The sequence below is a fragment of the Streptomyces sp. CNP082 genome, from assembly GCF_059570535.1.
On the sequence record NZ_JCANSZ010000012.1, the window covers coordinates 47,490 to 71,179 of the forward strand.

At 72.7% G+C, this 23,690-nt stretch carries 18 protein-coding genes; 8 read left to right on the top strand and 10 right to left on the bottom strand.

Features of this window, described 5'->3' with window-relative positions; genetic code table 11:
- Positions 1–1,041, bottom strand: a complete 1,041-nt coding sequence (locus B124_RS12990; RefSeq protein ID WP_496503034.1) for a hypothetical protein — start codon at positions 1,039–1,041, stop codon at positions 1–3.
- A gap of 302 nt (positions 1,042–1,343) precedes the next feature.
- Here B124_RS12990 and B124_RS12995 point away from each other — a divergent pair, with 302 nt between their 5' ends.
- Positions 1,344–3,062: a chitinase gene (locus B124_RS12995; RefSeq protein ID WP_496502937.1), complete on the top strand. Its 1,719-nt coding sequence runs from the start codon at positions 1,344–1,346 to the stop codon at positions 3,060–3,062.
- 130 nt (positions 3,063–3,192) lie between these two features.
- Here B124_RS12995 and B124_RS13000 read toward each other — a convergent pair whose 3' ends face one another.
- Positions 3,193–4,485 carry an Nramp family divalent metal transporter gene (locus B124_RS13000; RefSeq protein ID WP_496502938.1) on the bottom strand — a complete coding sequence of 431 codons (1,293 nt, stop codon included), beginning with the start codon at positions 4,483–4,485 and terminating at the stop codon, positions 3,193–3,195.
- 207 nt (positions 4,486–4,692) lie between these two features.
- Between B124_RS13000 and B124_RS13005 the strand changes: the two genes are divergently transcribed.
- The gene (locus B124_RS13005) at positions 4,693–6,039 is read left to right on the top strand and encodes a M14 family metallopeptidase (protein WP_496502939.1); all 1,347 of its coding nucleotides are present in this window, start codon (positions 4,693–4,695) and stop codon (positions 6,037–6,039) included.
- 58 nt (positions 6,040–6,097) lie between these two features.
- Here the strand turns inward: B124_RS13005 and B124_RS13010 are convergent, their stop codons facing one another.
- Positions 6,098–6,301, bottom strand: coding sequence for a hypothetical protein (locus B124_RS13010; RefSeq protein WP_496502940.1), 204 nt, complete (start codon positions 6,299–6,301; stop codon positions 6,098–6,100).
- A 93-nt stretch (positions 6,302–6,394) separates the two neighbouring features.
- On the opposite strand from B124_RS13010, the gene B124_RS13015 reads away from it, so the two are divergent.
- On the top strand, positions 6,395–7,366 hold the full coding sequence (locus B124_RS13015; protein WP_496502941.1) for a GlxA family transcriptional regulator: 972 nt from the start codon (positions 6,395–6,397) through the stop codon (positions 7,364–7,366).
- Between the two features lie 28 nt (positions 7,367–7,394).
- Here the strand turns inward: B124_RS13015 and B124_RS13020 are convergent, their stop codons facing one another.
- Together B124_RS13020 and B124_RS13025 are read right to left on the bottom strand one after the other, a co-directional pair.
- Entirely contained in the window at positions 7,395–7,808 is a 414-nt protein-coding gene (locus tag B124_RS13020) for a RidA family protein (RefSeq protein ID WP_496502942.1), read from the bottom strand.
- Positions 7,805–8,554 (bottom strand): IclR family transcriptional regulator, encoded by a 750-nt coding sequence (locus tag B124_RS13025; protein ID WP_496502943.1) that lies wholly within the window; start codon positions 8,552–8,554, stop codon positions 7,805–7,807. The genes B124_RS13020 and B124_RS13025 overlap by 4 nt, the downstream gene beginning before the upstream one ends.
- A gap of 155 nt (positions 8,555–8,709) precedes the next feature.
- Here B124_RS13025 and B124_RS13030 point away from each other — a divergent pair, with 155 nt between their 5' ends.
- Complete coding sequence (locus B124_RS13030; RefSeq protein ID WP_496502944.1) at positions 8,710–10,035, top strand: alanine racemase; 1,326 nt, start codon at positions 8,710–8,712, stop codon at positions 10,033–10,035.
- Positions 10,036–10,070: 35 nt separating this feature from the next.
- Complete coding sequence (locus B124_RS13035; RefSeq protein ID WP_496502945.1) at positions 10,071–11,657, top strand: N-acyl-D-amino-acid deacylase family protein; 1,587 nt, start codon at positions 10,071–10,073, stop codon at positions 11,655–11,657.
- On the opposite strand, the gene B124_RS13040 is transcribed toward B124_RS13035, so the two are convergent.
- A complete protein-coding gene (locus tag B124_RS13040) occupies positions 11,596–13,662 on the bottom strand; it encodes a P-loop NTPase fold protein (protein ID WP_496502946.1) in 2,067 nt (688 codons plus the stop codon). The two genes, B124_RS13035 and B124_RS13040, sit on opposite strands and share 62 nt — an antisense overlap.
- 119 nt (positions 13,663–13,781) lie before the next feature.
- Between B124_RS13040 and B124_RS13045 the strand changes: the two genes are divergently transcribed.
- Positions 13,782–14,993: a pyridoxal phosphate-dependent aminotransferase gene (locus B124_RS13045; RefSeq protein ID WP_496502947.1), complete on the top strand. Its 1,212-nt coding sequence runs from the start codon at positions 13,782–13,784 to the stop codon at positions 14,991–14,993.
- Positions 14,994–15,612: 619 nt separating this feature from the next.
- On the opposite strand, the gene B124_RS13050 is transcribed toward B124_RS13045, so the two are convergent.
- The gene (locus B124_RS13050) at positions 15,613–16,179 is read right to left on the bottom strand and encodes a Uma2 family endonuclease (protein WP_496502948.1); all 567 of its coding nucleotides are present in this window, start codon (positions 16,177–16,179) and stop codon (positions 15,613–15,615) included.
- A 122-nt stretch (positions 16,180–16,301) separates the two neighbouring features.
- Between B124_RS13050 and B124_RS13055 the strand changes: the two genes are divergently transcribed.
- Positions 16,302–18,425 (top strand): thioredoxin domain-containing protein, encoded by a 2,124-nt coding sequence (locus B124_RS13055; protein ID WP_496502949.1) that lies wholly within the window; start codon positions 16,302–16,304, stop codon positions 18,423–18,425.
- Between the two features lie 39 nt (positions 18,426–18,464).
- On the opposite strand, the gene B124_RS13060 is transcribed toward B124_RS13055, so the two are convergent.
- The 3 genes from B124_RS13060 to trhA form a co-directional block, all read right to left on the bottom strand.
- Positions 18,465–20,099, bottom strand: a complete 1,635-nt coding sequence (locus tag B124_RS13060; protein ID WP_496502950.1) for an MFS transporter — start codon at positions 20,097–20,099, stop codon at positions 18,465–18,467.
- 206 nt (positions 20,100–20,305) lie between these two features.
- Positions 20,306–20,635, bottom strand: coding sequence for a hypothetical protein (locus tag B124_RS13065; protein ID WP_496502951.1), 330 nt, complete (start codon positions 20,633–20,635; stop codon positions 20,306–20,308).
- Between the two features lie 140 nt (positions 20,636–20,775).
- Positions 20,776–21,465 (bottom strand): PAQR family membrane homeostasis protein TrhA, encoded by a 690-nt coding sequence (gene trhA, locus B124_RS13070; RefSeq protein WP_496502952.1) that lies wholly within the window; start codon positions 21,463–21,465, stop codon positions 20,776–20,778.
- Positions 21,466–21,711: 246 nt separating this feature from the next.
- Here trhA and B124_RS13075 point away from each other — a divergent pair, with 246 nt between their 5' ends.
- Complete coding sequence (locus B124_RS13075; RefSeq protein ID WP_496502953.1) at positions 21,712–23,520, top strand: phosphoenolpyruvate carboxykinase (GTP); 1,809 nt, start codon at positions 21,712–21,714, stop codon at positions 23,518–23,520.
- Positions 23,521–23,690: the final 170 nt, after the last annotated feature.

The window sequence follows — 23,690 nt, forward strand, 5'->3', positions numbered from 1 at the left end:
TCAACGGTTGTTCTCGGGGGGTGACGGTATGGCCGCGCCGACAGCGGGCGGGTGCGGCTGGTGCGGCTGGTGCAGGGGCTGCGGCGGGGTTGGCTGCGTTGGCGGCGTTGGCTGGGGCGGCTGCGGTACGGACCGCGGTGGCTGCGCCACGGGCCGGGGCGCGGCCTGCTGCGCCGCGGGCGCCCGCACCGCCTGCGGCGGCGGGGGCGAGGGGGCGGCGGGACCCGGCGGCACCGGGGTGGTGCACAGCAGGCACCGGTCGCCGATTATCTCCAGCCCGCACCACGAGCAGCGGGCCCGCTGCACCGACGCCACCAGCCGGCTCAGCACCAGCGGGTCGGTGATCCCGGCGGCGAACTCGCACACCTTGTCCGTCGCCCACCAGGGCGCGGACGCCGCCGGCAGCGGCGCCAGCTCCGTGGACTGCACCCGCCAGCCGGCGGCCAGTTCGCCGGTGACCCAGGCCGCGTCGAGCCGCCCGGAGGCGTGCACGAGCCCGGTGGCGAAGTCGGGTCCTGGCGGCACGGGGTCGCGGCCGATCCGTACGAGCTGGGGGCGGGGCGCGGCGAGGACGGCGAACTGCGCGCCGGGCACCCAGGAGCGGGCGTGCGCGCCGAGGGTCACCGGCACCCGGTCGAGCTTGGCGACGCTGCCGAGCACGGCGCCCGCGTGGATGTAGTGCGTGAGCAGCCGGGCGGCGGTGGCGAGCACGCCGGCGCCGAGGTCGGCGGTGGACAACTGGAGCAGTTGGCGGGCGATGACGGCGACGGCCAGCGGCGGTAACGGCAGCGGGATCAGCGCCATCCGGTCGCTCTCGAGCACGGACCGTACGGTGTGCAGCCGGCGGACGACGGCGACGGGGGCGGCGGCGGGGTGGAGCACGACGAGGAAGCCGTGCTGCTCCAGCACGGCGGACACCTCCGCCAGCGCCTCCTCAAGGGGCTGCTCCTGCGGGTGGCGCAGGGCCATCACCGTGGGTCCTGGGAGGCCGGGCGGGCCCTGCCGGCCGAGCGGCCCGTGCCGGCCGGGGGCGGGGAGCACGAGGTCGGGGCTGGTGACTGCGATGGCTGTTGGCACGTCGGGCGTCCCCCCACCGGATCTCAGACACGCTCTGAGCACCATAACCGGGACGTGGGCTGCGGAAACACCTTTTGTGCAAAGAGGGTTGGGGTGCCGGGGGCGGGCCGGACGGTGCCGTTCGGGGTGCCGCACTCGTACGGGAGGGCTTGACACCCGTATTGGTCTGGACCAAGTTGTGCGGCGCACCCCCTGACACGTATGTCCCTGCCACCCACTACCGCACGGTCCCGCTCCTCACGCGCTCCCCCGTTACGGAGGCCCCCGTGTTCCGAGCACGCAGACCCCGCTCACCCCGCACCGCCCGCACCTCCAGAACCGCCCGCACCTCCTTCCGCCGGCTCGCCGTCGCCGCGGCCGGCGGGCTCCTGGCCACCCTCCTCGGCACCCCGCTGGCCGCGGGCGCCGAGCCCAACCTCGTCCAGAACCCCGGCTTCGAGTCCGGCCTCAGCAACTGGACCTGCTCCGGCACCGCCGCCACCACCGTCACCAGCCCGGTGCACTCCGGCACGGGCGCGCTGCGCGCCACCCCGGCCGGGCAGGACCAGGCCCGCTGCACGCAGACCGTCGCCGTCCGGCCCGACTCCGCGTACGAGCTGAGCGCGTGGGTGCAGGGCTCGTACGTCTACCTCGGCGCGACCGGCACCGGCACCACCGACGTCTCCACCTGGACCTCCGGGTCGTCTTCCTACTCCGAGCTCAAGACGTCCTTCACCACCGGACCCACCACCACGTCGGTGACGGTCTACACCCACGGCTGGTACGGCCAGCCCGCCTACCACGCCGACGACGTCAGCCTCACCGGCCCCGGCGGCGACCCCGGCACCGTCCCCGCCGCGCCCACCGGCCTGGACGTGACCGGCACCGCCGCCCGCTCCGTCTCGCTGGGCTGGTCCCCCGTCACCGGCGCGACCGGCTACCACCTCTACCGCGACGGCACGAAGGTGCTCAGCACCGGCGGCGCCTCCGCGACCGTCACCGGGCTGACGCCCTCGACCGCGTACGAGTTCCAGGTGACCGCGACGAACGCCGCCGGCGAGTCGCCGAAGTCCGCGGCCGTCACCGCCACCACGACCGCGGACGACGGGGGCGGCGGCGACGTGCCCAGGCACGCGGTGACGGGCTACTGGCAGAACTTCGACAACGGCGCGACCGTGCAGCGGATCCGCGACGTCAGCAGCCAGTACGACATCATCGCCGTCGCCTTCGCCGACGCGACCGCCATCCCGGGCGCCGTGACCTTCAACCTCGACTCGGCCGGCCTCGGCGGCTACACCGTCGCGGAGTTCAAGCAGGACGTCGCCGCCAAACAGCAGGCCGGCAAGTCCGTGATCATCTCGGTCGGCGGCGAGAAGGGCACGGTCTCGGTCAACTCCGCCACCGCGGCGACCAACTTCGCCGACAGCCTGTACGCGCTGATGACGGAGTACGGCTTCGACGGGGTCGACATCGACCTCGAGAACGGCCTGAACTCCACCTACATGTCGCAGGCGCTGCGCCAGTTGTCGCAGAAGGCGGGCCCTGACCTCGTCATCACGATGGCGCCGCAGACCATCGACATGCAGTCGACCGCCGGTGAGTACTTCAAGACGGCGCTGAACACCAAGGACATCCTCACCGTCGTCAACATGCAGTACTACAACAGCGGGACGATGCTCGGCTGCGACGGCGGCGTGTACGCGCAGGGCACGATCAACTTCCTCACCGCCCTGGCCTGCATCCAGCTCGAAGGCGGGCTCGCGCCCTCGCAGGTCGGCCTCGGCCTGCCGGCGTCCACCCGGGCCGCGGGCGGCGGCTACACCGCGCCGTCCGTCGTCAACGCCGCGCTCGACTGCCTCGCCCGCGGTACGAACTGCGGCTCGTTCAAGCCGCCGCGGACGTACCCCGAGCTGCGCGGCGCGATGACCTGGTCGACCAACTGGGACGCCACCGCCGGCAACGCCTGGTCCAGCGCCGTGGGGCCGCACGTGCACGCCCTGCCCTGACCGCCGTCCGCGGCCGGCCGCCTCCCGCACTGCCGGCCGCGCCGACGGGCCCGGGCCCGCCCGCCCAGGTGACCTGGGCGGGCGGGCCCTACTTCCGGCCTCTCTTCGCGCCTCTCTCCGGCCTCGCCTGCTACCAGGGCAGGTCCCTGATCTGCTGCACGCACAGCACGATGAACAGCACCCCGGAGGCGGTCAGCAGGACGTTGCTGAACACGCCGTTGCGCCACTGCCGCGGGGTGCGGTCGGTGTTGAGCAGCCACAGCAGCGTCAACGCGAGGAAGGGCATGAAGAACGCGCCGAGCACGCCGTAGGTGATGACGATGGCGAACGGCTGGTCGAGCCAGAGCAGCGTCATCGGCGGGAACGTCAGCCACAGCAGGTACGCGCGGAACGGCAGCGACCGCTCGCGGCTGCCCGCGGCGACCTCCCGCGCGCTGCCGTCGCCGGAGTCGCGCCCGCCGCGGACGTTCGCCACGAAGTCCGCGAAGAGCAGGCTGACGCCGTGCCAGACGCCGATGAGCGAGGTGAACGAGGTGGCGAAGAAGCCGACGAGGAAGAGGTCCGCGGTGACCGTGCCGTAGCGCTCCTCCAGGATGTCGCCGAGGCCGACCAGGCCCTTGTCGCCCGACTCCAGCGAGAGGTTCGCGGCGTGCAGCAGCTCCGCACCGACGAACAGCATCGCGACGACGAAGATCCCGGTGGTGACGTACGCGACGCGGTTGTCCAGCCGCATGACCTTCAGCCAGCCGACGTCCGTCCAGCCCTTGGCGTTGACCCAGTAGCCGTACGCGGCCATGGTGATCGTGCCGCCGACGCCGCCGATCAGCCCGAGGGTGTAGAGCAGTGAGTCGTCGGGCAGCGTGGGCCACAGCCCCGCGACGGCGTCCCCGGCGTTCGGGGAGACGCGCACCGCGACGTAGACGACGACCACGAACATGACACCGACGAGGAGGGTCATGACCTTCTCGAAGACCGCGTAGCGGTTGAACCAGACGAAGGCCAGGCCCGCGAGCCCGGTGAGGATGCCCCAGGTCTTCAGGTCGGGTCCGTCCGGGAAGAGCGCGACGAGCGGCAGCGCGGAGGACGACATGGCGGTGGCGCCGTAGACGAAGCCCCAGATGGCGACGTAGACGGCGAAGTAGCCGGAGGTCCAGCCGCCGAGGGTGCGCCAGCCCTCGAACAGGGTGCGTCCCGTGGCCAGATGCCAGCGGCCGACGGCCTCGGCGAGGGCGATCTTGACCACGCAGCCTATGACCGCGGCCCACAGCAGGGTGTAGCCGAACTTGCTGCCGGCCAGCAGCGTGGCCACCAGGTCGCCGGCGCCGACGCCGGTGGCGGCGACGACGATCCCCGGCCCGATGTGGCGCCACTTCGCCTTTCTCATCACGGGCGGTGCGGACGCGGGTTCGGTGCGGTCGGCCATGAGCGGCTCCTTCGCAGCTCGTCCCCCCTGCGATCCCGGCATTGAAAGGGATCGGCGACCGGCCGCACAAGAGGGCGTAGCCGGGCGAACACCTGGGCGCCCCTTGACCCGGCCATGCCAGGTTCAGAACGATGGACCCGCACCACCGCCCCACACGACACGACGTCGCCATGCACCACCCCACACCCTCCACATCCAGGAGCAGGCATGCGACTACGCATACGGTCGGTGACCCTGACCGCGGTGCTCTCCCTCGCCGCCGCCGGCACGCTCAGCGCCGCCGGCGCGGAACCCGCCGCCGAGCCGGCCGGGACCACCGGGACCACCGCCGCGCAGGCCCAGTCGAGCGAGCAGATCAGGCAGTACGAAGTCTCCGGCCTCACCGGCCGCGAGGCCCGTACCCGCCTCGCCGCCACCGGCGTGTCCGTCGACGAGGTACGCGACCACTCCGTGGTCGTCTCCGCCGACGGCGCCGAGGCCGAGCGGCTCCGCACGCTCGGCTACCGGCTGGAGCGGCTTCCCGCCCCGCCCGCCCGCCTCGCGGGCGAGGCCCCCACGCCGCTCGACTTCCCGCCGGCCGACTCCGGTTACCACACCTACGCGGAGATGACCGCCGAGATCGACCGGATCGTCGGCGCGCACCCGGACCTCGTCAGCAAGCAGGTCATCGGCACCTCGCACGAGGGCCGCGACATCGTCGCCGTCAAGATCAGCGACAACGTGAGCGCCGACGAGGACGAGCCCGAAGTCCTCTTCACCCACCACCAGCACGCCCGCGAGCACCTCACCGTCGAGATGGCGCTGTACCTGCTGGGCGAGTTCGCGGACGGCTACGGCACGGACCAGCGGATCACCGACGCCGTCGACGGCCGGGAGATCTGGATCGTGCCGGACCTGAACCCGGACGGCGGCGAGTACGACATCGCCACCGGCTCGTACCGCAGTTGGCGCAAGAACCGCCAGCCCAACTCCGGCTCCAGCGCGGTCGGCACGGACCTGAACCGCAACTGGGACTACCAGTGGGGCTGCTGCGGCGGCTCCTCCGGCAGCCCGTCCAGCGAGACCTACCGCGGCAGCGCCGGCGAGTCGGCCCCGGAGGTCAAGGTCGTCGCCGACTTCGCGCGCAGCCGGGTCGTGGACGGCGAGCAGCAGATCACCGCGGGGATCGACTTCCACACGTACAGCGAGCTGGTGCTGTGGCCGTACGGGTACACGTACGACGACACCGACACCGGGCTGACGCAGGACGACCACGACGCGTTCGCCGCGGTCGGGGAGAAGATGGCCGCGAGCAACGGCTACACGCCGCAGCAGTCGAGCGACCTGTACATCACGGACGGGACCATCAACGACTGGCTCTGGGCCGACCAGGGGGTCTTCAGCTACACGTTCGAGATGTACCCCAGCTCGGCGGGCGGCGGCGGGTTCTACCCGCCCGACGAGGTCATCGAGCGGGAGACCAGCCGCAACCGGGACGCGGTGCTGCAACTGCTGGAGAACGCCGACTGCATGTACCGCTCGATCGGCAAGGAGGACGAGTACTGCGCCGGCTGACGCCGGCGGCGCGCCCCCGGCACCGGGGGCGCGCCGTACCAGCGGCAGGCTGACGGGGTCAGGCGGCGCGGCCGTAGCGGGAGAGCACGTCCCGCACGGAGGCCTCGCGGGCGGGTGCCGGGCTCGCGGTGCCCTCGGCCGCCTTGAGCTGGCGCGCGGCGGTGCGCTCGCGCCGGTCGAAGTACAGGGCCGGGCCTGCCAGGATCGCGACGAAGAGGAACAGGACCAGGGTTCCGACGGTGTAGTCGAGGATCGCGTTCATGTCCTCTACGATCCCGGATCCTTGCAGACACAAACAGTGGCAGCTCTGCCAGGAACCTTCAAATTACTGCCACGACGGTGGCATACTGCCGGCATGCTCTCCAAAGTCGTCTGTCTGCTCACCGACGAGGTCAACGCCTTCGAGCTGGGCGTCATCTGCGAGGTCTTCGGCATGGACCGCAGCGAAGAGGGCCTGCCGGTCTACGACTTCTCCTACGCCGCCCCCGCCCCCGGCCGCGTCACCATCCACCCGGGCCTGCCCGTGGACGTCCCGCACGGCCTGGAGCGCTTCGAGGGCGCCGACCTGATCGCCGTGCCGGCCGGGCAGCAGTTCGCGTACCGCGACTTCCCGCCCGAGCTGCTGCACGCGCTGCGCGAGGCGGTCGCGCGCGGCACGAAGGTGCTGAGCGTCTGCACCGGCGGGTTCCTGCTCGCCCAGGCCGGCCTGCTGGACGGCCGCCGCTGCACGGCGCACTGGATGTACGCCGACCAGCTCCAGCGCGAGTACCCGAAGGCGCTGGTCGAGCCGGACGTGCTCTACGTCGCCGACGGCCCGGTGCTCACCTCCGCCGGCACCGCCTCCGGCATCGACGCCTGCCTCGCCCTCGTCCGCGAGGAGCAGGGCAGCAAGGTGGCCAACGCCATCGCCCGCCGCATGGTCGTACCGCCGCACCGCGACGGCGGCCAGGCGCAGTACATCGACCGGCCGGTGCGCGGCACGTGCGACGACGACGCCATCGCCCGGGTGCTGACCTGGCTGCAGGAGCACCTGGACGAGGACGCCACGGTGGAGCAGCTCGCGGCGCGGGCGCACCTGGCGCCGCGCACGTTCGCCCGCCGCTTCCAGCAGGAGACGGGGACGACGCCGTACCAGTGGCTGCTCGGCCAGCGGATCCTGCTGGCCCAGCAGTTGCTGGAGGAGAGCGACGCCACGGTGGACGCCATCGCCTCCCGCACCGGCTTCGGCAACGCGGCGACGCTGCGCCACCACTTCCTGCGCCGGCTGGACACCACGCCGAACGCCTACCGGCGCACGTTCCGCGGCCCGGTCGGCGCGGGGCGCTGACGACCGGGCCGCGGCGGGAGTCCGGCCTTCAGTCCAGGACGGCCAGGCAGTCGATCTCCACGAGCAGCCCGGCGGGCAGCCCGACGTACACGGTCGTACGGGCCGCCGGCGGCTGCTCCAGCTCCGCGAAGTAGGCGTCGTAGATCTGGTTGAACTCGGCGAAGTGGGCGGTGTCGGTGAGGTACACGCGGATCATCACCGCGTCCTCCCAGGACGCGCCGCCCTCCTCCAGCACCGCCTTGACGTTGGACAGGGTCTGCTCGGTCTGCGCGCGCAGCGTCGGGCCCGCGGGGGTCGGCAGCTTGCCCTCCTCGGCCGGCAGGAAACCCACCTGCCCGGCGACCTGGAGGATGTTGCCCTTGCGTACGCCCGCGGAGAAGCGCGCCGGCGGCGGGGCGTGGTGGGCGGGGGTGACGGCGGTCTTGCGGGCCTTGTCGCTCATGCGGGAACTCTTCCGGAGTAGTCGTCGCTGATCGCTGCCGCCGTGCGGCGGAGCTGCGGGAGGAGGGCCATCAGCTCGTCCGCGGTGACGACGACGTTCGGCGCCGACAGGGAGCAGGCGGCCGCGGTCCGGCCGTCGGCCCCGCGGATGGGGGCGCCGATGCAGTTGATGGACTCCTCGTGGCCGCCGAAGTCGGTGGCCCACCCCTGTTCGCGCACCGCGGCCAGCTCGGCGAGCAGCGCGCGGGCGTCGGGCGTCGAACGGGGGGTGTACAGGGGGTAGTCGAGCCGCTCGGCGACGGCGCGCCGCTCCGGCTCCGGCAGGTCGGCCAGGAGCAGCTTGGCCACGGCCGCGACGGTGATCGCGACGGGCCGGCCGATGCGCGAGTACATGCGCACCGGGTAGCGGCTGTCGACCTTGTCGATGTACATGACCTCGCCGTCCTCGTAGACGGCAAGGTGCACGGTGTGCCCGGTCGCCTCGCCGAGCCGCACCAGGTGCGGGTGGGCGATCTCGCGTACGTCCAGGCTCTCGGCCGCCGCCTGGGCGAGGGCGAAGAGCCGGGCGCCGAGGCGGTAGCGGTGGTCGTCCTGGCGGTAGACCAGGCCGTGTTCGTGGAGGGTGCGCAGCAGCCGCATGGCGGTGGTCTTGTGCACGCCGAGCCGCGCGGCGACCTGGTCGAGGCCGCAGGGGCCGTCGGCGAGCATCGGCAGGATGGTGAGCGCGCGGCCGACCGACTGGCTCATCGCATCCTCCCGCCGTGCGTCGTGCTGTCCTGGCTGTCCTTGCTGGACTCGCTGGACTCGCTGTCCTCGTCGGCCCGGCTGACCTCGCTGCGTACCTCCGCCGGCCGTTGACCAGCCGTTGGCCCGGATGTTAGACAGCGGTGTCGATATACGCAATGCACGTTGCGCAGTACGCAACCTACCTGCTGGAGGGCTTCATGGCGTCCCTCGCCGAGCTGGCGGACGAACGTATCGACCACCGCTTCAAGGGTCTGCCGCCCGACGCGGCCGGCCTGACCGCCGGCGAGCTGGCCGCCGAGCGCCGGTCGCTGTTCACCGGCGGCTTCACCACCCCGGTGCTCGCGCTCTCCGCCCCCGCGCTGGCGCACAACCTCGGCGCACTCGCCCGCTTCGCCACCGCCCACGGCCTGGCCTTCGCGCCGCACGGCAAGACGACGATGGCCCCGCAGCTCTTCGCCCGCCAGGTGGACCACGGCGCCTGGGGCATCACCGTCGCCGTCCCCCACCAGGCGCGGGTGGCGCGGACGTTCGGCGTCCGGCGGATCTTCCTCGCCAACGAGCTGGTCGACGCCGCCGCGCTGCGCTGGCTCGCCGCCGAGCTGGCCGCCGACCCGGACTTCCGGCTCGTCTGCTACGCCGACTCGGTGCGCGGCGTCGAGCTGATGGACGCGGCGCTGCGGGCGGCCGGGGCCACCCGCCCCGTGGAGGTCACCGTCGAGCTGGGCGCGGGCCCGAACGCGCGCACCGGGGCCCGTACGGAGGCCGAGTGCCGCGCGGTCGCCGACGCGGCGGCGCGGGCCGGGACGCTGCGGCTGGTCGGGGTCGCCGGGTACGAGGCGGAGGCGCCGGGCGCGGACGCCGCGGTGGTACGGGGCTGGATGCGGCGGCTGCTGGATCTCGCGGCGGAGTTCGACGCCGCGGGGCTCTTCGCCGACGCCGAGGAGATCGTGGTCAGCGCCGGGGGCAGCGCGTGGTTCGACGCCGTCGCCGACGGCTTCGCGGCGGCGCCCGAGCTGTCGCGGCCGATGCTCAAGCTGCTGCGCTCGGGGGCGTACATCAGCCACGACGACGGGCACTACCGCCGGGTGACGCCGTTCAACCGGGTGCCCGGCGAGGGGTCGCTGACGCCGGCGTTCCGGCTGTGGACGCAGGTGGTCTCGCGGCCGGAGCCGGGGCAGGCGTTCGTCAACGCCGGCAAGCGGGACGCCGCGTACGACCTGGACCTGCCGGTGCCGGTGGCGGTGCGGGGGCTCGACGCGGCCGGCGGGGCGGGCCCGGAGCGGGCGGCGACGGGGATCACGGTCCGCCAGCTCTCGGACCAGCACGCCTGGCTGGACGTGGCGGAGGGCGCGCAGTTGGAGGTCGGCGACTGGGTGGCGCTGGCGCTGTCGCACCCGTGCACGATCTTCGACAAGTGGCAGCTCATCCCGCTGGTCGAGGCGGACGGTACGGTCACGGAGTACGTACGGACCTTCTTCTGAGCGGACCTTCTCACCTGGCATCGGAGGCGGCTGGCATGGAGCTGGTGATCCGCGGCGCCCTCGTCGTCGACGGCTCGGGCGCGCCCGGCTACCGCGCCGACGTCGGGCTCGCCGGCGGCCGGATCGCGGCGATCGCGCCCCGGCTCACCGGCCGGACCGTACTCGACGCCGGCGGTCTCGTCCTCGCCCCCGGCTTCATCGACATGCACGCCCACTCCGACCTCGCCCTGCTGCGCGACCCCGCCCACACCGCCAAGGCCGCGCAGGGCGTGACGCTGGAGGTCATCGGCCAGGACGGGCTGTCGTACGCGCCCGTGGACGACCACGTCCTCGGCGAGCTGCGCCGCCAGATCGCCGGCTGGAACGGCGGCGGGCCCGGCGAGTCCGGCGACAACACCGTGGCCTTCGACTGGCGCACGGTCGGCGAGTACCTCGACCGCCTCGACCGCGGCCCCGACGGTGACGGGCTGGCCGTCAACGCCGCGTACCTCGTGCCGCAGGGCACGGTGCGGGCGCTGGCACTGGGCTGGGCGGACCGGCCGGCGACGGAGGCCGAGCTGGCGCACATGAAGCGGCTCGTCGCCGAGGGGCTCGAACAGGGCGCGGTCGGGATGTCGTCGGGGCTGACGTACACGCCGGGGATGTACGCGCCGACCGCCGAGCTGACGGAGCTGTGCCGCGTCGTCGCCGCGTACGGCGGCTACTACTGCCCGCACCACCGCTCGTACGGCGCCGGCGCGCTCGGCGCGTACGCCGAGATGCTCGGCCTGGCCCGGGACGCCGGCTGCGCGCTGCACCTCGCGCACGCCACCATGAACTTCGACGTCAACGCCGGCCGCGCCGCCGAGCTGACCGCCCTGCTGGACCGGGCGCTCGCCGAGGGCCTGGACGTCTCCCTGGACACGTACCCCTACCTGGCCGGCGCCACCACGCTGGCCGCGCTGCTGCCGAGCTGGGCGGCGGCCGGCGGCCCTGACGCGACGCTCGCGCGGCTGCGGGACGCGGACACGGCGGCGCGGATACGGCACACGCTGGACGTCGAGGGTTCCGACGGCTCGCACGGGGTGCCGATGGACTGGTCGACGATCGAGGTCTCGGGCGTGGGCGACCCGGCGCTCGCACACTGGATCGGTCGCCGGCTGCCGGACTTCGACGCCGCCCGCGGGCTGCTGCTCGACGACCGGCTGGCGACGACGATCCTGCAGCACGTCGGGCACGAGGAGAACGTCCGGGCGATCATGGCCCACCCCGCGCACACCGGCGGCAGCGACGGCATCCTGCACGGCGCGAAGCCGCACCCGCGGGCGTACGGCACCTTCCCGCACTACCTCGGGCGGTACGTGCGCGAGCTGGAGGTGCTGGGCCTGGAGGAGTGCGTCCACCACCTCACCGCCCGGCCCGCGGCCCGGCTGCGGCTGCCGGACCGGGGGCTGGTGCGGGAGGGCTACGTGGCGGACCTGGTGCTGTTCGACCCGGCGACGGTGGCGGCGGGGGCGACGTACGACGAGCCGCGGCGGGGTCCGGCGGGGGTGCCGTACGTGCTGGTGGGCGGGGAGTTCGTCATGCGGGAGGGGCGGCGGACGGGGGCGGTGCCGGGGCGGACGGTTCGGCGGCGCGGTTGAGGGCGATAGCTGCGATCTCCGAGACGTAGTTCAGCAGCGTGTCTTCGTTGTTGAAGATCGGGGCCCGCAACGCGGTCGCAGCGTCCAGGCGCTCGGGGGTAATCCGGCTGGAGAGAAAGACCGCGGGACCGTCGTACGTCCCGGAGGTACGCCAGTGCCGAAGGGCGTCGAGGCCGGCGGACTGGTCCGAGCCGCGGGTGATGTCGGAGATCAGCACCTCGAACCGGCCGACGGCCATCTCCCGCTCGGCCTCCTCCCGGTGGCGCACGACGGCGACCCTGGCGCCGAGGAGGCGCATGGTGCGAACGAGGTGCGTGTTGTTCTCAGGATGGTCGTCGACCCACAGGATCCGCATGCCCTCCAGCACCTGCGAGAACGACGGCGAGCCCGCTCCGGTGTCCCACGGGTGCGCCGGTGGGACGGAGCCGGAGTAGCCGGGCTGGGACGGGGCTGCAGGCAGGGACTGGCCCGGCAGGGACTGGATCGGCACCGGATACGGCTGCCCGCCCTGGGGCGGCGCGGAGGGCACCGGGAACGGCAGCTGCCGGCCGTAGGGCTCCTCGCTTCCGTACGGCGCCGAGCCCACCCCGTACGGGGCCGCCACCGGCGGCTCCGCGAAGGGCGGCCCCTCCGCCGCCGCCGGTGCCCCCTCGCGCAGCAGCACCAGCAGCCGCTCCGCGTCCGGCACCCGCAGCAACTCCTCCAGCAGGGACGTGAACCCCGGGTCGTCGGCGTGCTCGGGGAAGCCCACCGGCAGCCGCCGCTCCATCTGCGCCAGCGCCTGCGCGGCCTGCCCCGGCCCCGGCCCCGGCGCGGCCAGCTCGTACTGACCGAAGAACGCGCCGACCTCCTCCTCGGAGGCGGGCTCCCCCGAGGCCGGCGCCTCCGGCGACAGCAGCGTGCGGCGCACCCGGCGGTACATCGTGAACTCCTGCACCACGTCCTCGCCGGAGGCGCCCGAGGCGCCCGTCATCATCCGGTAGAACTCCGGATAGAAGTACTGCAGCAGCAGCGTCCTGATGACCGCCTCGGGCGGGAAACCGGACCACACCGGGTTCAGCGTGGCCTCCAGCACGAAGCCGTTCACCAGCCGCTTGATCCGCCGCGGATTCCGCCCCGACCGCTCCACCAGCAGCTTCTTCAGCTCCTCGTCGAGCAGGCCCGCGATGCCTGCGGTGCGCGCGCACCACTCGACGTAGCGGGCAACGCCCTCACTGTCCGCGACGGGGATGCGGTAGCTGGTCTGAAAAATCTTCTCCATGAACGCCGACCCGGCCGGCGACAGGTCGCGCAGCAGCCCGCTGGGGCCGAGCGCCGAGCGGTCGCAGCCGACGACGAAGACGAGGCCCGGCACGTCGAGGCAGACCTTCAGCGCCTCGCAGACGGCGAGGACCGTCTCCTCGGAGCAGCGGTCGAGGTCGTCGATGAAGACCACCAGCAGCCGCCGCGGCCGGTTCTCGGCCCACTCGCGGGCCATACGGTCGATCTCCTCGCGCATCCCGTTGCGCGCCTCGGGGCCCGCGTCCCAGCTCGTCCACAGCTCGTCGACAAGCCCCGCCGCGCCGAGCGCGCCGCCGAGCGCGGTGGTGACGGCACGTAAGCCGCGCGCCACCGTACGTCCCCGGGAGATCCGCGACAGCGCGCGCTTGAGGGTGCGCCGCTCGAAGCGGACGAGCACCGACTTGACCAGCCCTTCGAGGGCGTCGGCGCCGGTGGAGGTCCAGGCGTTGTACCAGACCGTCTCCACGTCGGGCACGGCCCGCAGCCTGGCGTCCACCAGCCGCATCAGGCTGGACTTGCCCATCCCCCAGCCGGCGTCGACGGCGAGGGTGAACGGCGTCGAGGCACGGGAGGCGTGCAGGAGCCGGGCGAGCATGGCCGCGGCCGGGCCGGTGCCGAGGACGTCGTCGCCGGGGGCGGCCACGGGCTCGTCGTTGACGAGCGCGAGGGTGCCGGGGCTCAGCGAGGCGAACGTCCGTGTGCCGGTGGGAGGTTGGGCCGCCATCCGGGCATTGTGGCAGGTACGGGCCGGGGCCGGAGGAGGGTCGGGCGTGTGACCGGGCTCGCACCGAGGGGGGCGGTTATCCGGAGGCGGTGCCCGGGGCCGGCCCGTACAGTGGCCGCATGCAGGTGATCCAGTCAACAAAGCTCGCCAACGTCTGCTACGACATCCGGGGTCCGGTGCTCGAGGAGGCGACGCGGCGCGAGGCTGCCGGTCACCAGATCCTCAAGCTCAACATCGGCAACCCGGCCCCGTTCGGCTTCGAGTGCCCGCCGGAGATCCTGGAGGACCTGCTCCGCACGGCCGGCGCGGCCCACGGGTACGGCGACTCCAAGGGCATCCTGCCCGCCCGCCGCGCCGTGATGCAGCACTACCAGACCAAGGGCATCGACCTCGGCGTCGAGGACGTCTTCCTCGGCAACGGCGTCTCCGAGCTGATCCAGATGTCCATGCAGGCCCTCCTCAACGACGGCGACGAGGTCCTGATCCCCGCCCCGGACTACCCGCTGTGGACGGCCTCGGTCTCCCTGGCCGGCGGCACGCCGGTGCACTACATGTGCGACGAGCAGGCCGACTGGATGCCCGACCTCGACGACATCGAGCGCCGCATCACCGACCGCACCCGCGCCCTGGTCGTCATCAACCCGAACAACCCCACCGGCGCCGTCTACGGCCCGGAGGTGATGCGCGGCCTGACCGACATCGCCCGCCGCCACGGCCTGGTGCTGTGCTCCGACGAGATCTACGACAAGATCCTCTACGACGACGCCGCCCACGCCCCCACCGCGACCTACGCCCCGGACCTGCTGGTCCTCACCTTCAACGGCCTCTCCAAGGCGTACCGCGTGGCCGGCTACCGCAGCGGCTGGCTGGCCGTCTGCGGCCCGAAGGAGGACGCCCGCAGCTATCTGGAGGGCCTGACGATCCTGGCGAACATGCGCCTGTGCGCGAACGTGCCCGCCCAGCACATCGTCGCCACCGCCCTCGGCGGCCGTCAGTCGATCAAGGACCTGATCCTCCCGGGCGGCCGTCTCCTCGTCCAGCGCGACACCGCCTACGAGATGCTCACCCAGATCCCGGGCGTCACCTGCGTCAAACCCAAGGGCGCCCTGTACGCCTTCCCCCGCCTGGACCCGAAGGTCCACAAGATCGAGGACGACGCCCGCTTCGTCCTCGACCTCCTCCGCGCGGAGAACATCCTCGTGGTCCAGGGCACCGGCTTCAACTGGCCCCGCCCGGACCACTTCCGCATCGTCACCCTCCTCGAAAAGGACGGCCTGGCGGACGCGATCACCCGCATCGGCACCTTCCTGGACGGCTACCGCCAGCGCTAGGTCCGCCGCACGCGCACAAGCCCCCGGACAGGACGGCGCCCGTCCGGCCTGCCGGGTGTTCTCATCCGACTCCGGATCCCGGCTCACGACGAGCCCCTTCGCGGCCGGTGCACTATCTTCCTTCCGGTCGTCCCAGGACGTGCGGTACCAGCCCTTGCAGGACTCCAGCAGGGCCGCCAGCGCGGCGCCGACCTGGCAGCCCACCGCCTCCGGGCCCCCGGGCTGCGACACCGTCCAGCGGGTACGCAGCCCTCCGCCTCTGCACGCCTTACGGCGCGTGATCGTGCTGATGATCTGCCCCTGCGGGTCCAGCACCAGGTACGTCGCACGGCCGCCCGGTGCCGACTGCGTGACCACGCGGGCCACCTGCCGGCCACGGTGCTCGTCGGCCCACAGCAGGAAGGAACGGGCCCCGGGTGAGCACCCCGATACCGGCGAGCATCAGCAGGCCGCCGATGCCGGCGAGCAGCGCCGGTCTTCTCCGTGACGTGACGGCTGGCAACGTGATTCCCCCGAGTCCGTGCGGCCACTGCCGTGATTCTTGCATGGACATGAACACGGATGGCCGAGGGAGGTGCTGTCCTCGTGCCGCTCTAGGCGACGTTCGTCCAGCCGGCCGTCAGACGGAACCCAGGTCCACGGTGACGGAGAAGGGCACGGCAGTCTTGATCGCGCCCGTGAACATCTCGCCGTCCCTGTATGCCTTGGTGGCAGGGTCGAGAACGTAGGTGTAGACGAGCGGAACGCCGGTAGCGGCCTGTTCGATGCGCCAGTAGAACGGGATCCCGGCCTTGGCGTACTGGTTCACCTTCACGATCCGGTCGGTGGTTTCGGAGCCAGGCGACACGACCTCGACGACCAGGAGCACATGCTCGGGGCGCGTGGGCGTGACGTCGATGGTTTCCGCCCGGTAGACGATCACATCCGGGCGGCGGTTGGTGAGCGGAACATCCTGCAGGCGCACGTCGAAGTCCGTGTCGGCGTTCCAGTCGGGGCCTGCGGCGGCGTCCAGGGCGTTGGCCAGGATCCGGGGCAGCCGGTTGTGCCGCTTGGACGCACTCGGGCTCACGACGACCATCCCGTCCACGATCTCGATGCCGGCACACTGCTCCTCGGACCAGGAGTCGTACTGCTCTGCGCTGATCTGCGTGTGCATCCACGCGGGGGCGACCATCTCCGCGCTCATGGCGTACCTCCCTCGATCGAGGATGACCGTCAGGTCCGGTGCTGCTCGGCCCAGCGTACTGTCCCTCCCGGTCAGGACGCTGAGTACGAGCAGAGCTGTGGCGGCGTGAGAGGCTGGTTCGCATGAACCGGTTGGCTGGTGCGACCTCGCCCTATCTGCTTCAGCACGCCGACAACCCCGTCGACTGGTGGCCCTGGAGCGACGAGGCGTTCGAGGAGGCGAAGGAGCGCGACGTACCCGTACTGTTGTCAGTCGGCTACGCCTCCTGCCACTGGTGCCACGTGATGGCCCGGGAGTCCTTCGCCGACGAGGCCACCGCCGCGGAGCTGAACGCGGGGTTCGTCAGCATCAAGGTCGACCGTGAGGAGCGGCCGGACGTCGACGCCGTGTACATGGAGGCGGTGCAGGCCGCCACCGGCCAGGGCGGGTGGCCGATGACGGTGTTCCTCACGCCCGACGCGGAGCCGTTCTACTTCGGGACGTACTTCCCGCCCCGGCCGCGGGGCGGGATGCCGTCGTTCCGGCAGGTGCTGCGCGGGGTCGCGGCGGCGTGGGCGGACCGGCGCGGGGAGGTCGCCGAGGTGGCGGCGCGGGTGGCGGCGGACCTCGCGGGGCGGACGTTGAGCGGTGCCGGGGACGGGGCGCCGGGGGCGGCGGAGCTGCACGCGGCGCTGCTGGAGCTGTCGAAGGAGTTCGACGCGGTACGGGGCGGGTTCGGCGGTGCGCCGAAGTTCCCGCCGGCGATGGTGCTGGAGTTCCTGCTGCGCCACCACGCCCGTACCGGCTCGGCGGCGGCGCTGGAGATGGTGCAGGCCACCTGCGAGGCGATGGCCCGCGGCGGGATCTACGACCAGCTCGGCGGCGGCTTCGCCCGCTACTCGGTGGACGCCGGGTGGGTCGTCCCGCACTTCGAGAAGATGCTCTACGACAACGCCCTGCTGGCCCGCGTCTACGCCCATCTGTGGCGCGCGACCGGCAGCGAGCAGGCGCGGCGGGTGGCGCTGGAGACCGCGGACTTCCTGGTGCGCGAACTGCGCACCGAGGAGGGCGGCTTCGCCTCCGCGCTCGACGCCGACAGCGACCGGCCGGACGGCGGCGGGCACGCCGAGGGCGCGTACTACGTGTGGACGCCCGGCGAGCTGCGCGACGTCCTCGGCGCGGACGACGCGGCGCTGGCCGGGGCGTACTACGGCGTGCCCGAGGCGCCGGAGGCGGCGACCTTCGAGGAGGGCGCCTCGGTGCTGCAACTGCCGGACACGGGGACGCCGTTCGACAGCGAGCTGATCGCCTCCGTACGGGAGCGGCTGACGGCGGCGCGGGCGGCACGGCCGCGGCCGTTCCGCGACGACAAGGTGGTCACCGCGTGGAACGGGCTGGCCATCGCCGCCCTCGCCGAGATCGGCGCGTACTTCGACCGGCCCGACCTCGTCGACGCCGCGACGGCCGCGGCGGACCTGCTGGTACGGGTGCACATGGCGGACGGCACCGGCGGGCCCGGCACGGCGGGGCGGCTGGTGCGCACCTCGCGCGGCGGGGTCGCCGGCGACAGCGCCGGGGTGCTGGAGGACTACGCCGACGTGGCGGAGGGCTTCCTCACGCTCACCGCCGTCACCGGCGAGGGCACGTGGCTGCACCTCGCCGGGCTGCTCCTCGGCACCGTCCTCGACCGGTTCCGGGGCGAGGGCGGCACGCTGTACGACACCGCCGACGACGCCGAACGGCTCATCCGGCGCCCCCAGGACCCGACGGACAACCCGACGCCGTCCGGCTGGACGGCGTCCGCCGCGGCGCTGCTGTCCTACGCCGCGTACACCGGCAGCGAACGGCACCGCGGGGCCGGCGAGCAGGCCCTCGGCATCGTGGCGCGGCTGGGCCCGCGGGCGCCCCGCTTCGTGGGCTGGGGTCTCGCGGCGGCGGAGGCGGCGCTGGACGGCCCCCGCGAGGTCGCCGTCGTCGGCCCCGAGGACGACCCCCGCCGCGCGGAACTCCACCGCACGGCCCTCCTGACCCCCGCCCCGGGCGCGGCGGTCGCGGTGGGCCCGCCGTCCGGTGCGCCTTCCGGTACGCCCCAGCCCGGCCCCGCGGTGTCCCGTGACCCGGACACCGTCCCCCTCCTCGCCGGCCGCCCCCTCGTCGACGGCGCCCCCGCCGCGTACGTCTGCCGCCACTTCGTCTGCGCCGCCCCGGTGACCCGGCCGGAAGAGCTGCGCGCCCGGATGACCCCTGCCGCACCCTCACCGGGCTGACGCGCCGTACGCGCCGTACGCCGTACGCACCGGATGCCGTCACGCGCCGGACGGAGTGCCCTCCCCCGACCCGCGACGTACGCCCGCGCCCCGCGCGACCGAAGCCGCCGGGAAGGCCGCCGTGCCGCTCATCGTGCCGTGCGGGGCGGAGGCGGAGGCGCCGCGGCCCGTCTTCCCCTCCTTCCAGGAGGGCTCGGGTCCGCCCTTCTCCTCCCGCCCGGCGTCGGGCAGGTGCACGGCGGTGACGACCGCGGTGAGCAGTGCGGCCATGCCGCACAGGAGCAGCGCCTGGCCCATGCCGTGCACGTACGCGGCGTCGGCCGACGCGGCGAGCCCGGGGTCGCCCAGCCGCTCGGCGACGGCGTGCGCCGCGGCCACGGACTCCCGCGCCTGCTCCGCCGCGGCCCCCGGCACCCCCTCGGCGTCCAGCCGGTCGGTGAACACCCCGTTCAGCAGGCTGCCCAGCAGGGCCACCCCGATGGCGCCGCCGACCTGCCGCACCGTGGTCAGCAGCCCCGTGCCGCGGCCCGCCCGGCTCGCGGGCAGCGCGCCGAGGGCGGCGTCCACGGTCGGCACGAGCGTGCACCCGAGGCCGAAGCCGGTGACCGTCAGCCACACCGCCGTGAAGCCGTACCCGCCGGTGACGTCCGTACGGCTGCCGAACAGCATCGCGAACGCGAAGACCGCCATCCCGGCGCTGACCACGACCTGCGAGCCGAACCGGGCCGTCAGCCGCGGCGCCGCCCGCGCCGTCACCAGCAGCCCCGCCGTCAGCGGCAGCAGCCGCAGCCCCGTGCCGAACGGGTCGTTGCCCAGGACCGCCTGCAGATACGGCGGCAGTACGAACAGCAGGCCCGCCGTGACGCAGGTGGCGAGCAGGGCCACGATCGCGTTCCACCGGAAGGCGCGGTTGCCGAGCAGTTCCAGGTCCAGCATCGGCCGGGCGGCGCGCCGTTCCCGCAGCACCAGCCGGCCGAGCAGCACCGCGGAGCCGGCCAGCGCCCCGGCCACCAGCGGATCGCCCCAGCCCCGCGTCGGCCCCTCGATGACGCCGAGGACCAGCGCGCCGAGCCCGAGGACGCTGAGCACCGTGCTGACCGGGTCGACGCGCGGCGCCGAGGGGTCGCGGGTCTCGGGGAGCAGCAGCAGCGCCGCCGCGATGCCGAGGGCCACCAGCGGGACGTTCAGCAGGAAGACGGCGCCCCACCAGAAGTGGTCGAGCAGCCAGCCGCCCAGCAGCGGCCCCGCCGGCATGCCGATCGCCATGCCGGCGGTCACCGCGCCGACGGCCTTCGCGCGCTCGCCGTCCGCGAAGAGCGCGGGGATGGCGGAGAGTGCCATCGGCATGATCAGCGCCCCGCCCAGGCCCATCACCGTACGCGCGGCGATCACCCCGGCCGGGCTGGCGGCGAACGGCCCGAGGAGGCTGCCGGCCAGGAAGATCACCAGCCCGGCCACCAGCATCCGGCGCCGCCCGAACCGGTCCCCGAGCAGCCCCGCGGGGAGCATGCAGGCGGCCAGGACCACCGCGTACGCATCCACGATCCACTGCAACTCGCCCGTGTCGGCGCCGATGTCCGCCGCCATGGCGGGCAGCGCGACATTGAGGATCGTCAGGTCGAACCCGAGCACGAGCACGGAGACGACGAGTCCGCCGAGAGCCCACCAACGCATCCTGGAGGCCACTTTCAAAAAGTAGCAACTTCCACAATTGCACGCCAGACCCGGGACGGCACCGCCGGCACCCTCCCGCGGGAAGCCGGGGAACCGCGGGCACGGCAAAGGTCCGGCCCGCACGATGACGTGCGGGCCGGACCCGGGAATCCGTGGGGAATGCCTCCGCGTGGCGCCGCGAGTACCCTGCCGCGGCGGACCGGGAGTCAGACGATGACCGGGTCGATCTCGAAGCTCTGCATCGGGCCGAAGACGATCGTCGTCTTGGGGCTGATCTCCGTGAACTGGTTGCCCGTGATGCGGTTGTTGATGTTGGGCTCGATCTCGACGTCGACGTCGGTCTTCTTCCAGGTCTTGTTGATCTTGTTGATCTCCTTGTGGCTCTTCTTGGTGATCTCCGTGTTGGACCACTTGGAGCAGCACGGCTTGACGGGCTTCGAGTGCGAGTTGGCCTGGGCCGAAGCCGCGCCGGCACCGGCGATGCCGACAACGAGGGCGGCGGTGGCGAGGGAGCGGGCGAGCGTACGGATGCGCATCTTCTGCCTCCACGAGGAATGGGGATGGTAGTACCCACCGATAACAGCACCCCCGCGGCATTCCGCCCGGGAAGGCAAGGAGCCGACACGGGCGGATCACCCGGACAGCCGGGCCGCGGGGTGCGCACACCCCGTACAGCTCAGCCGTGCTGGTACGCCACGAGCGAGATCCCCACGTAGTGGACGGCGAACGCCGCCAGCGTGAACGAGTGGAAGACCTCGTGGAAGCCGAACCAACGCGGCGACGGGTTCGGCCGCTTGATCCCGTAGATCACCCCGCCCGCGCTGTACAGCACGCCGCCGACGACCACCAGCACGAGCACCGCAATACCACCCGCGCGCATGAAGTCCGGCAGGAAGAACACCGCCGCCCAGCCCATCGCGATATAGCACGGCGTGTACAACCACCGCGGCGCGCCCACCCACAGCACGCGGAACGCGATCCCGGCGAGCGCCGCCGCCCAGATGAACCAGAGCAGCGCCTGCTGCCTGCCGCCCTCCAGCAGCAGGATCGTGAACGGCGTGTACGTGCCGGCGATGATCAGGAAGATGTTGGCGTGGTCGAGCCGGCGCAGCACGGCCCGGGCCCGCGGACCCCAGTCGCCGCGGTGGTAGAGCGCGCTGACGCCGAAGAGGAGACAGGCCGTCAACGTGTAGACGGCGCAGGCCAGACGGCCGCGCGGACTCTCGGCAAGCGCCGTCAGCAGCACCCCCGCGAACAGGGCCGCCGGGAACATCACCGCGTGCAGCCAGCCGCGCAGCCGCGGCTTGAGCGCGGCGGCTGCGGCACTCGCGACCCGCTGCAACTCTCCCTCGCCCGTCGCACTCATGCGCCCATGCTACCGACGCGTCCGTAGGTGACGGCCGCTGGAGTGGCGCTGTTCACGCGGAGATCGGCTGGACACGACGTCTGAGCTACATCATCATCAAACGAGCGCACAGCCGACACCGGATGGGCTCATATGAGCGGCCACCGGGTCGGCGCCCCCAAGGGGTAACGGTCTTGAAAACCAGATAGATGTGACATCAGAGAAGTAACATCCCAAAACCCTCGACATCTGGAGCAAGCAGCACTCATGGCCACCCCGACCAAGCACGAAGGGCTCCTCTCCTGGGTCCAGGAGATCGCCGACCTCACCCAGCCCGACGAGATCGTGTGGTGCGACGGCTCCCAGGCGGAGTACGACCGCCTGTGCGCCGAGCTCGTCGCCAAGGGCACGTTCACGAAGCTCGACCCCGTCAAGCGGCCCGGTTCGTACCACGCCGCGTCCGACCCGACCGACGTCGCGCGGGTCGAGGACCGTACGTTCATCTGCTCCGAGCAGGAGCAGGACGCCGGCCCGACCAACAACTGGATGGACCCCGCCGAGATGCGCGAGGTCTTCACCGGCGCCTCCGGCGAGGGCGGCATCTTCCGCGGCGCCATGCGCGGGCGCACCATGTACGTCGTCCCCTTCTGCATGGGCCCGCTGGGCTCCCCGCTCGCCGCGCTCGGCGTCGAGATCACCGACTCCGCCTACGTCGCCACCGCCATGCGCACCATGACCCGCATGGGCCGCCCGGTCCTCGACGAGCTGGGCGAGGACGGCTTCTTCGTCAGGGCCGTCCACTCCGTCGGCGCGCCCCTGGAGCCCGGGCAGCAGGACGTGCCCTGGCCGTGCAGCTCGACGAAGTACATCTCGCACTTCCCCGAGACCCGCGAGATCTGGTCGTACGGATCCGGCTACGGCGGCAACGCCCTGCTGGGCAAGAAGTGCTACGCCCTGCGCATCGCCTCCGTCATGGCGCGCGACGAGGGGTGGCTGGCCGAGCACATGCTCATCCTCAAGCTCACCCCGCCGCGCGGGGAATCGACGTACATCGCCGCCGCGTTCCCGTCGGCCTGCGGCAAGACCAACCTCGCGATGCTGGAGCCGACCGTCCGCGGCTGGACCGTGGAGACCGTCGGCGACGACATCGCCTGGATGCGCTTCGGCGACGACGGCCGGCTCTACGCAATCAACCCCGAGGCCGGCTTCTTCGGCGTCGCGCCCGGCACCGGCGAGCGCACCAACGCCAACGCCATGAAGACCCTGTGGGGCAACTCCGTCTTCACCAACGTCGCCCTCACCGACGACGGCGACGTGTGGTGGGAGGGCATGACCGAGGAGCCGCCGGCGCACCTCACCGACTGGCTCGGCAACGACTGGACCCCGCAGTCCGGCACCCCCGCCGCCCACCCCAACGCCCGCTTCACCGTGCCGGCCGCGCAGTGCCCGACGATCGCGCCGGAGTGGGAGGACCCCAGGGGCGTGCCCATCTCGGCCATCCTCTTCGGTGGCCGCCGCGCCACGGCGGTGCCGCTGGTGACCGAGTCGTTCGACTGGCAGCACGGCGTTTTCCTCGGCGCCAACGTCGCCTCCGAGAAGACCGCAGCCGCCGAGGGCAAGGTCGGCGAGCTGCGCCGCGACCCGTTCGCCATGCTGCCCTTCTGCGGCTACAACATGGGCGACTACTTCGGCCACTGGCTGAAGACCGGCGCCTCCGCGGACCCCGCGAAGCTGCCGAAGATCTACTACGTCAACTGGTTCCGCAAGGACGCGGACGGGTCCTTCGTCTGGCCCGGGTTCGGCGAGAACAGCCGGGTGCTGAAGTGGATCGTCGAACGGCTCAACGGCGAGGCCGAGGGCGTCGAGACCCCGATCGGGGTACTGCCCGCAAAGAGCGCGCTGGACGTCGACGGGCTCGAACTCACTGACGAGCAGCTCGACTTCCTGCTCTCCGTGGACCCCGAGGTCTGGCGTGAGGAGGCCGCGCTGATCCCCGCGCACCTCGACACCTTCGGCGACCACACTCCGAAGGAGCTGTGGGACGAGTACCGCGCGCTGGTCGCCCGCCTGGGCTGACCTGGTACGCAGCCGTCGGGGCCGGCGGGTACGACAACGGCGTCGTACCCGCCGGCCCGCCCTATTTCCCGTACCCCAATTCCGCTCAAGGACCGGATGCGCGGTGTTATCAGCTCTCCATTCACCACGTCATCCGGCCGAGTTATCCACAGGGGATGCCGAATGCCCGG

What these genes read in the sequence shown, in the direction of transcription:
- B124_RS13000 (WP_496502938.1), bottom strand. Translation starts at nt 4,485, where the DNA reads ATGGCCGACCGCACCGAACCCGCGTCCGCACCGCCCGTGATGAGAAAG.
- B124_RS13005 (WP_496502939.1), top strand. Translation starts at nt 4,693, where the DNA reads ATGCGACTACGCATACGGTCGGTGACCCTGACCGCGGTGCTCTCCCTC.
- B124_RS13010 (WP_496502940.1), bottom strand. Translation starts at nt 6,301, where the DNA reads ATGAACGCGATCCTCGACTACACCGTCGGAACCCTGGTCCTGTTCCTC.
- B124_RS13015 (WP_496502941.1), top strand. Translation starts at nt 6,395, where the DNA reads ATGCTCTCCAAAGTCGTCTGTCTGCTCACCGACGAGGTCAACGCCTTC.
- B124_RS13020 (WP_496502942.1), bottom strand. Translation starts at nt 7,808, where the DNA reads ATGAGCGACAAGGCCCGCAAGACCGCCGTCACCCCCGCCCACCACGCC.
- B124_RS13025 (WP_496502943.1), bottom strand. Translation starts at nt 8,554, where the DNA reads ATGAGCCAGTCGGTCGGCCGCGCGCTCACCATCCTGCCGATGCTCGCC.
- B124_RS13030 (WP_496502944.1), top strand. Translation starts at nt 8,710, where the DNA reads ATGCACGTTGCGCAGTACGCAACCTACCTGCTGGAGGGCTTCATGGCG.
- B124_RS13035 (WP_496502945.1), top strand. Translation starts at nt 10,071, where the DNA reads ATGGAGCTGGTGATCCGCGGCGCCCTCGTCGTCGACGGCTCGGGCGCG.
- B124_RS13040 (WP_496502946.1), bottom strand. Translation starts at nt 13,662, where the DNA reads ATGGCGGCCCAACCTCCCACCGGCACACGGACGTTCGCCTCGCTGAGC.
- B124_RS13045 (WP_496502947.1), top strand. Translation starts at nt 13,782, where the DNA reads ATGCAGGTGATCCAGTCAACAAAGCTCGCCAACGTCTGCTACGACATC.
- B124_RS13050 (WP_496502948.1), bottom strand. Translation starts at nt 16,179, where the DNA reads ATGAGCGCGGAGATGGTCGCCCCCGCGTGGATGCACACGCAGATCAGC.
- B124_RS13055 (WP_496502949.1), top strand. Translation starts at nt 16,302, where the DNA reads ATGAACCGGTTGGCTGGTGCGACCTCGCCCTATCTGCTTCAGCACGCC.
- B124_RS13060 (WP_496502950.1), bottom strand. Translation starts at nt 20,099, where the DNA reads ATGCGTTGGTGGGCTCTCGGCGGACTCGTCGTCTCCGTGCTCGTGCTC.
- B124_RS13065 (WP_496502951.1), bottom strand. Translation starts at nt 20,635, where the DNA reads ATGCGCATCCGTACGCTCGCCCGCTCCCTCGCCACCGCCGCCCTCGTT.
- trhA (WP_496502952.1), bottom strand. Translation starts at nt 21,465, where the DNA reads ATGAGTGCGACGGGCGAGGGAGAGTTGCAGCGGGTCGCGAGTGCCGCA.
- B124_RS13075 (WP_496502953.1), top strand. Translation starts at nt 21,712, where the DNA reads ATGGCCACCCCGACCAAGCACGAAGGGCTCCTCTCCTGGGTCCAGGAG.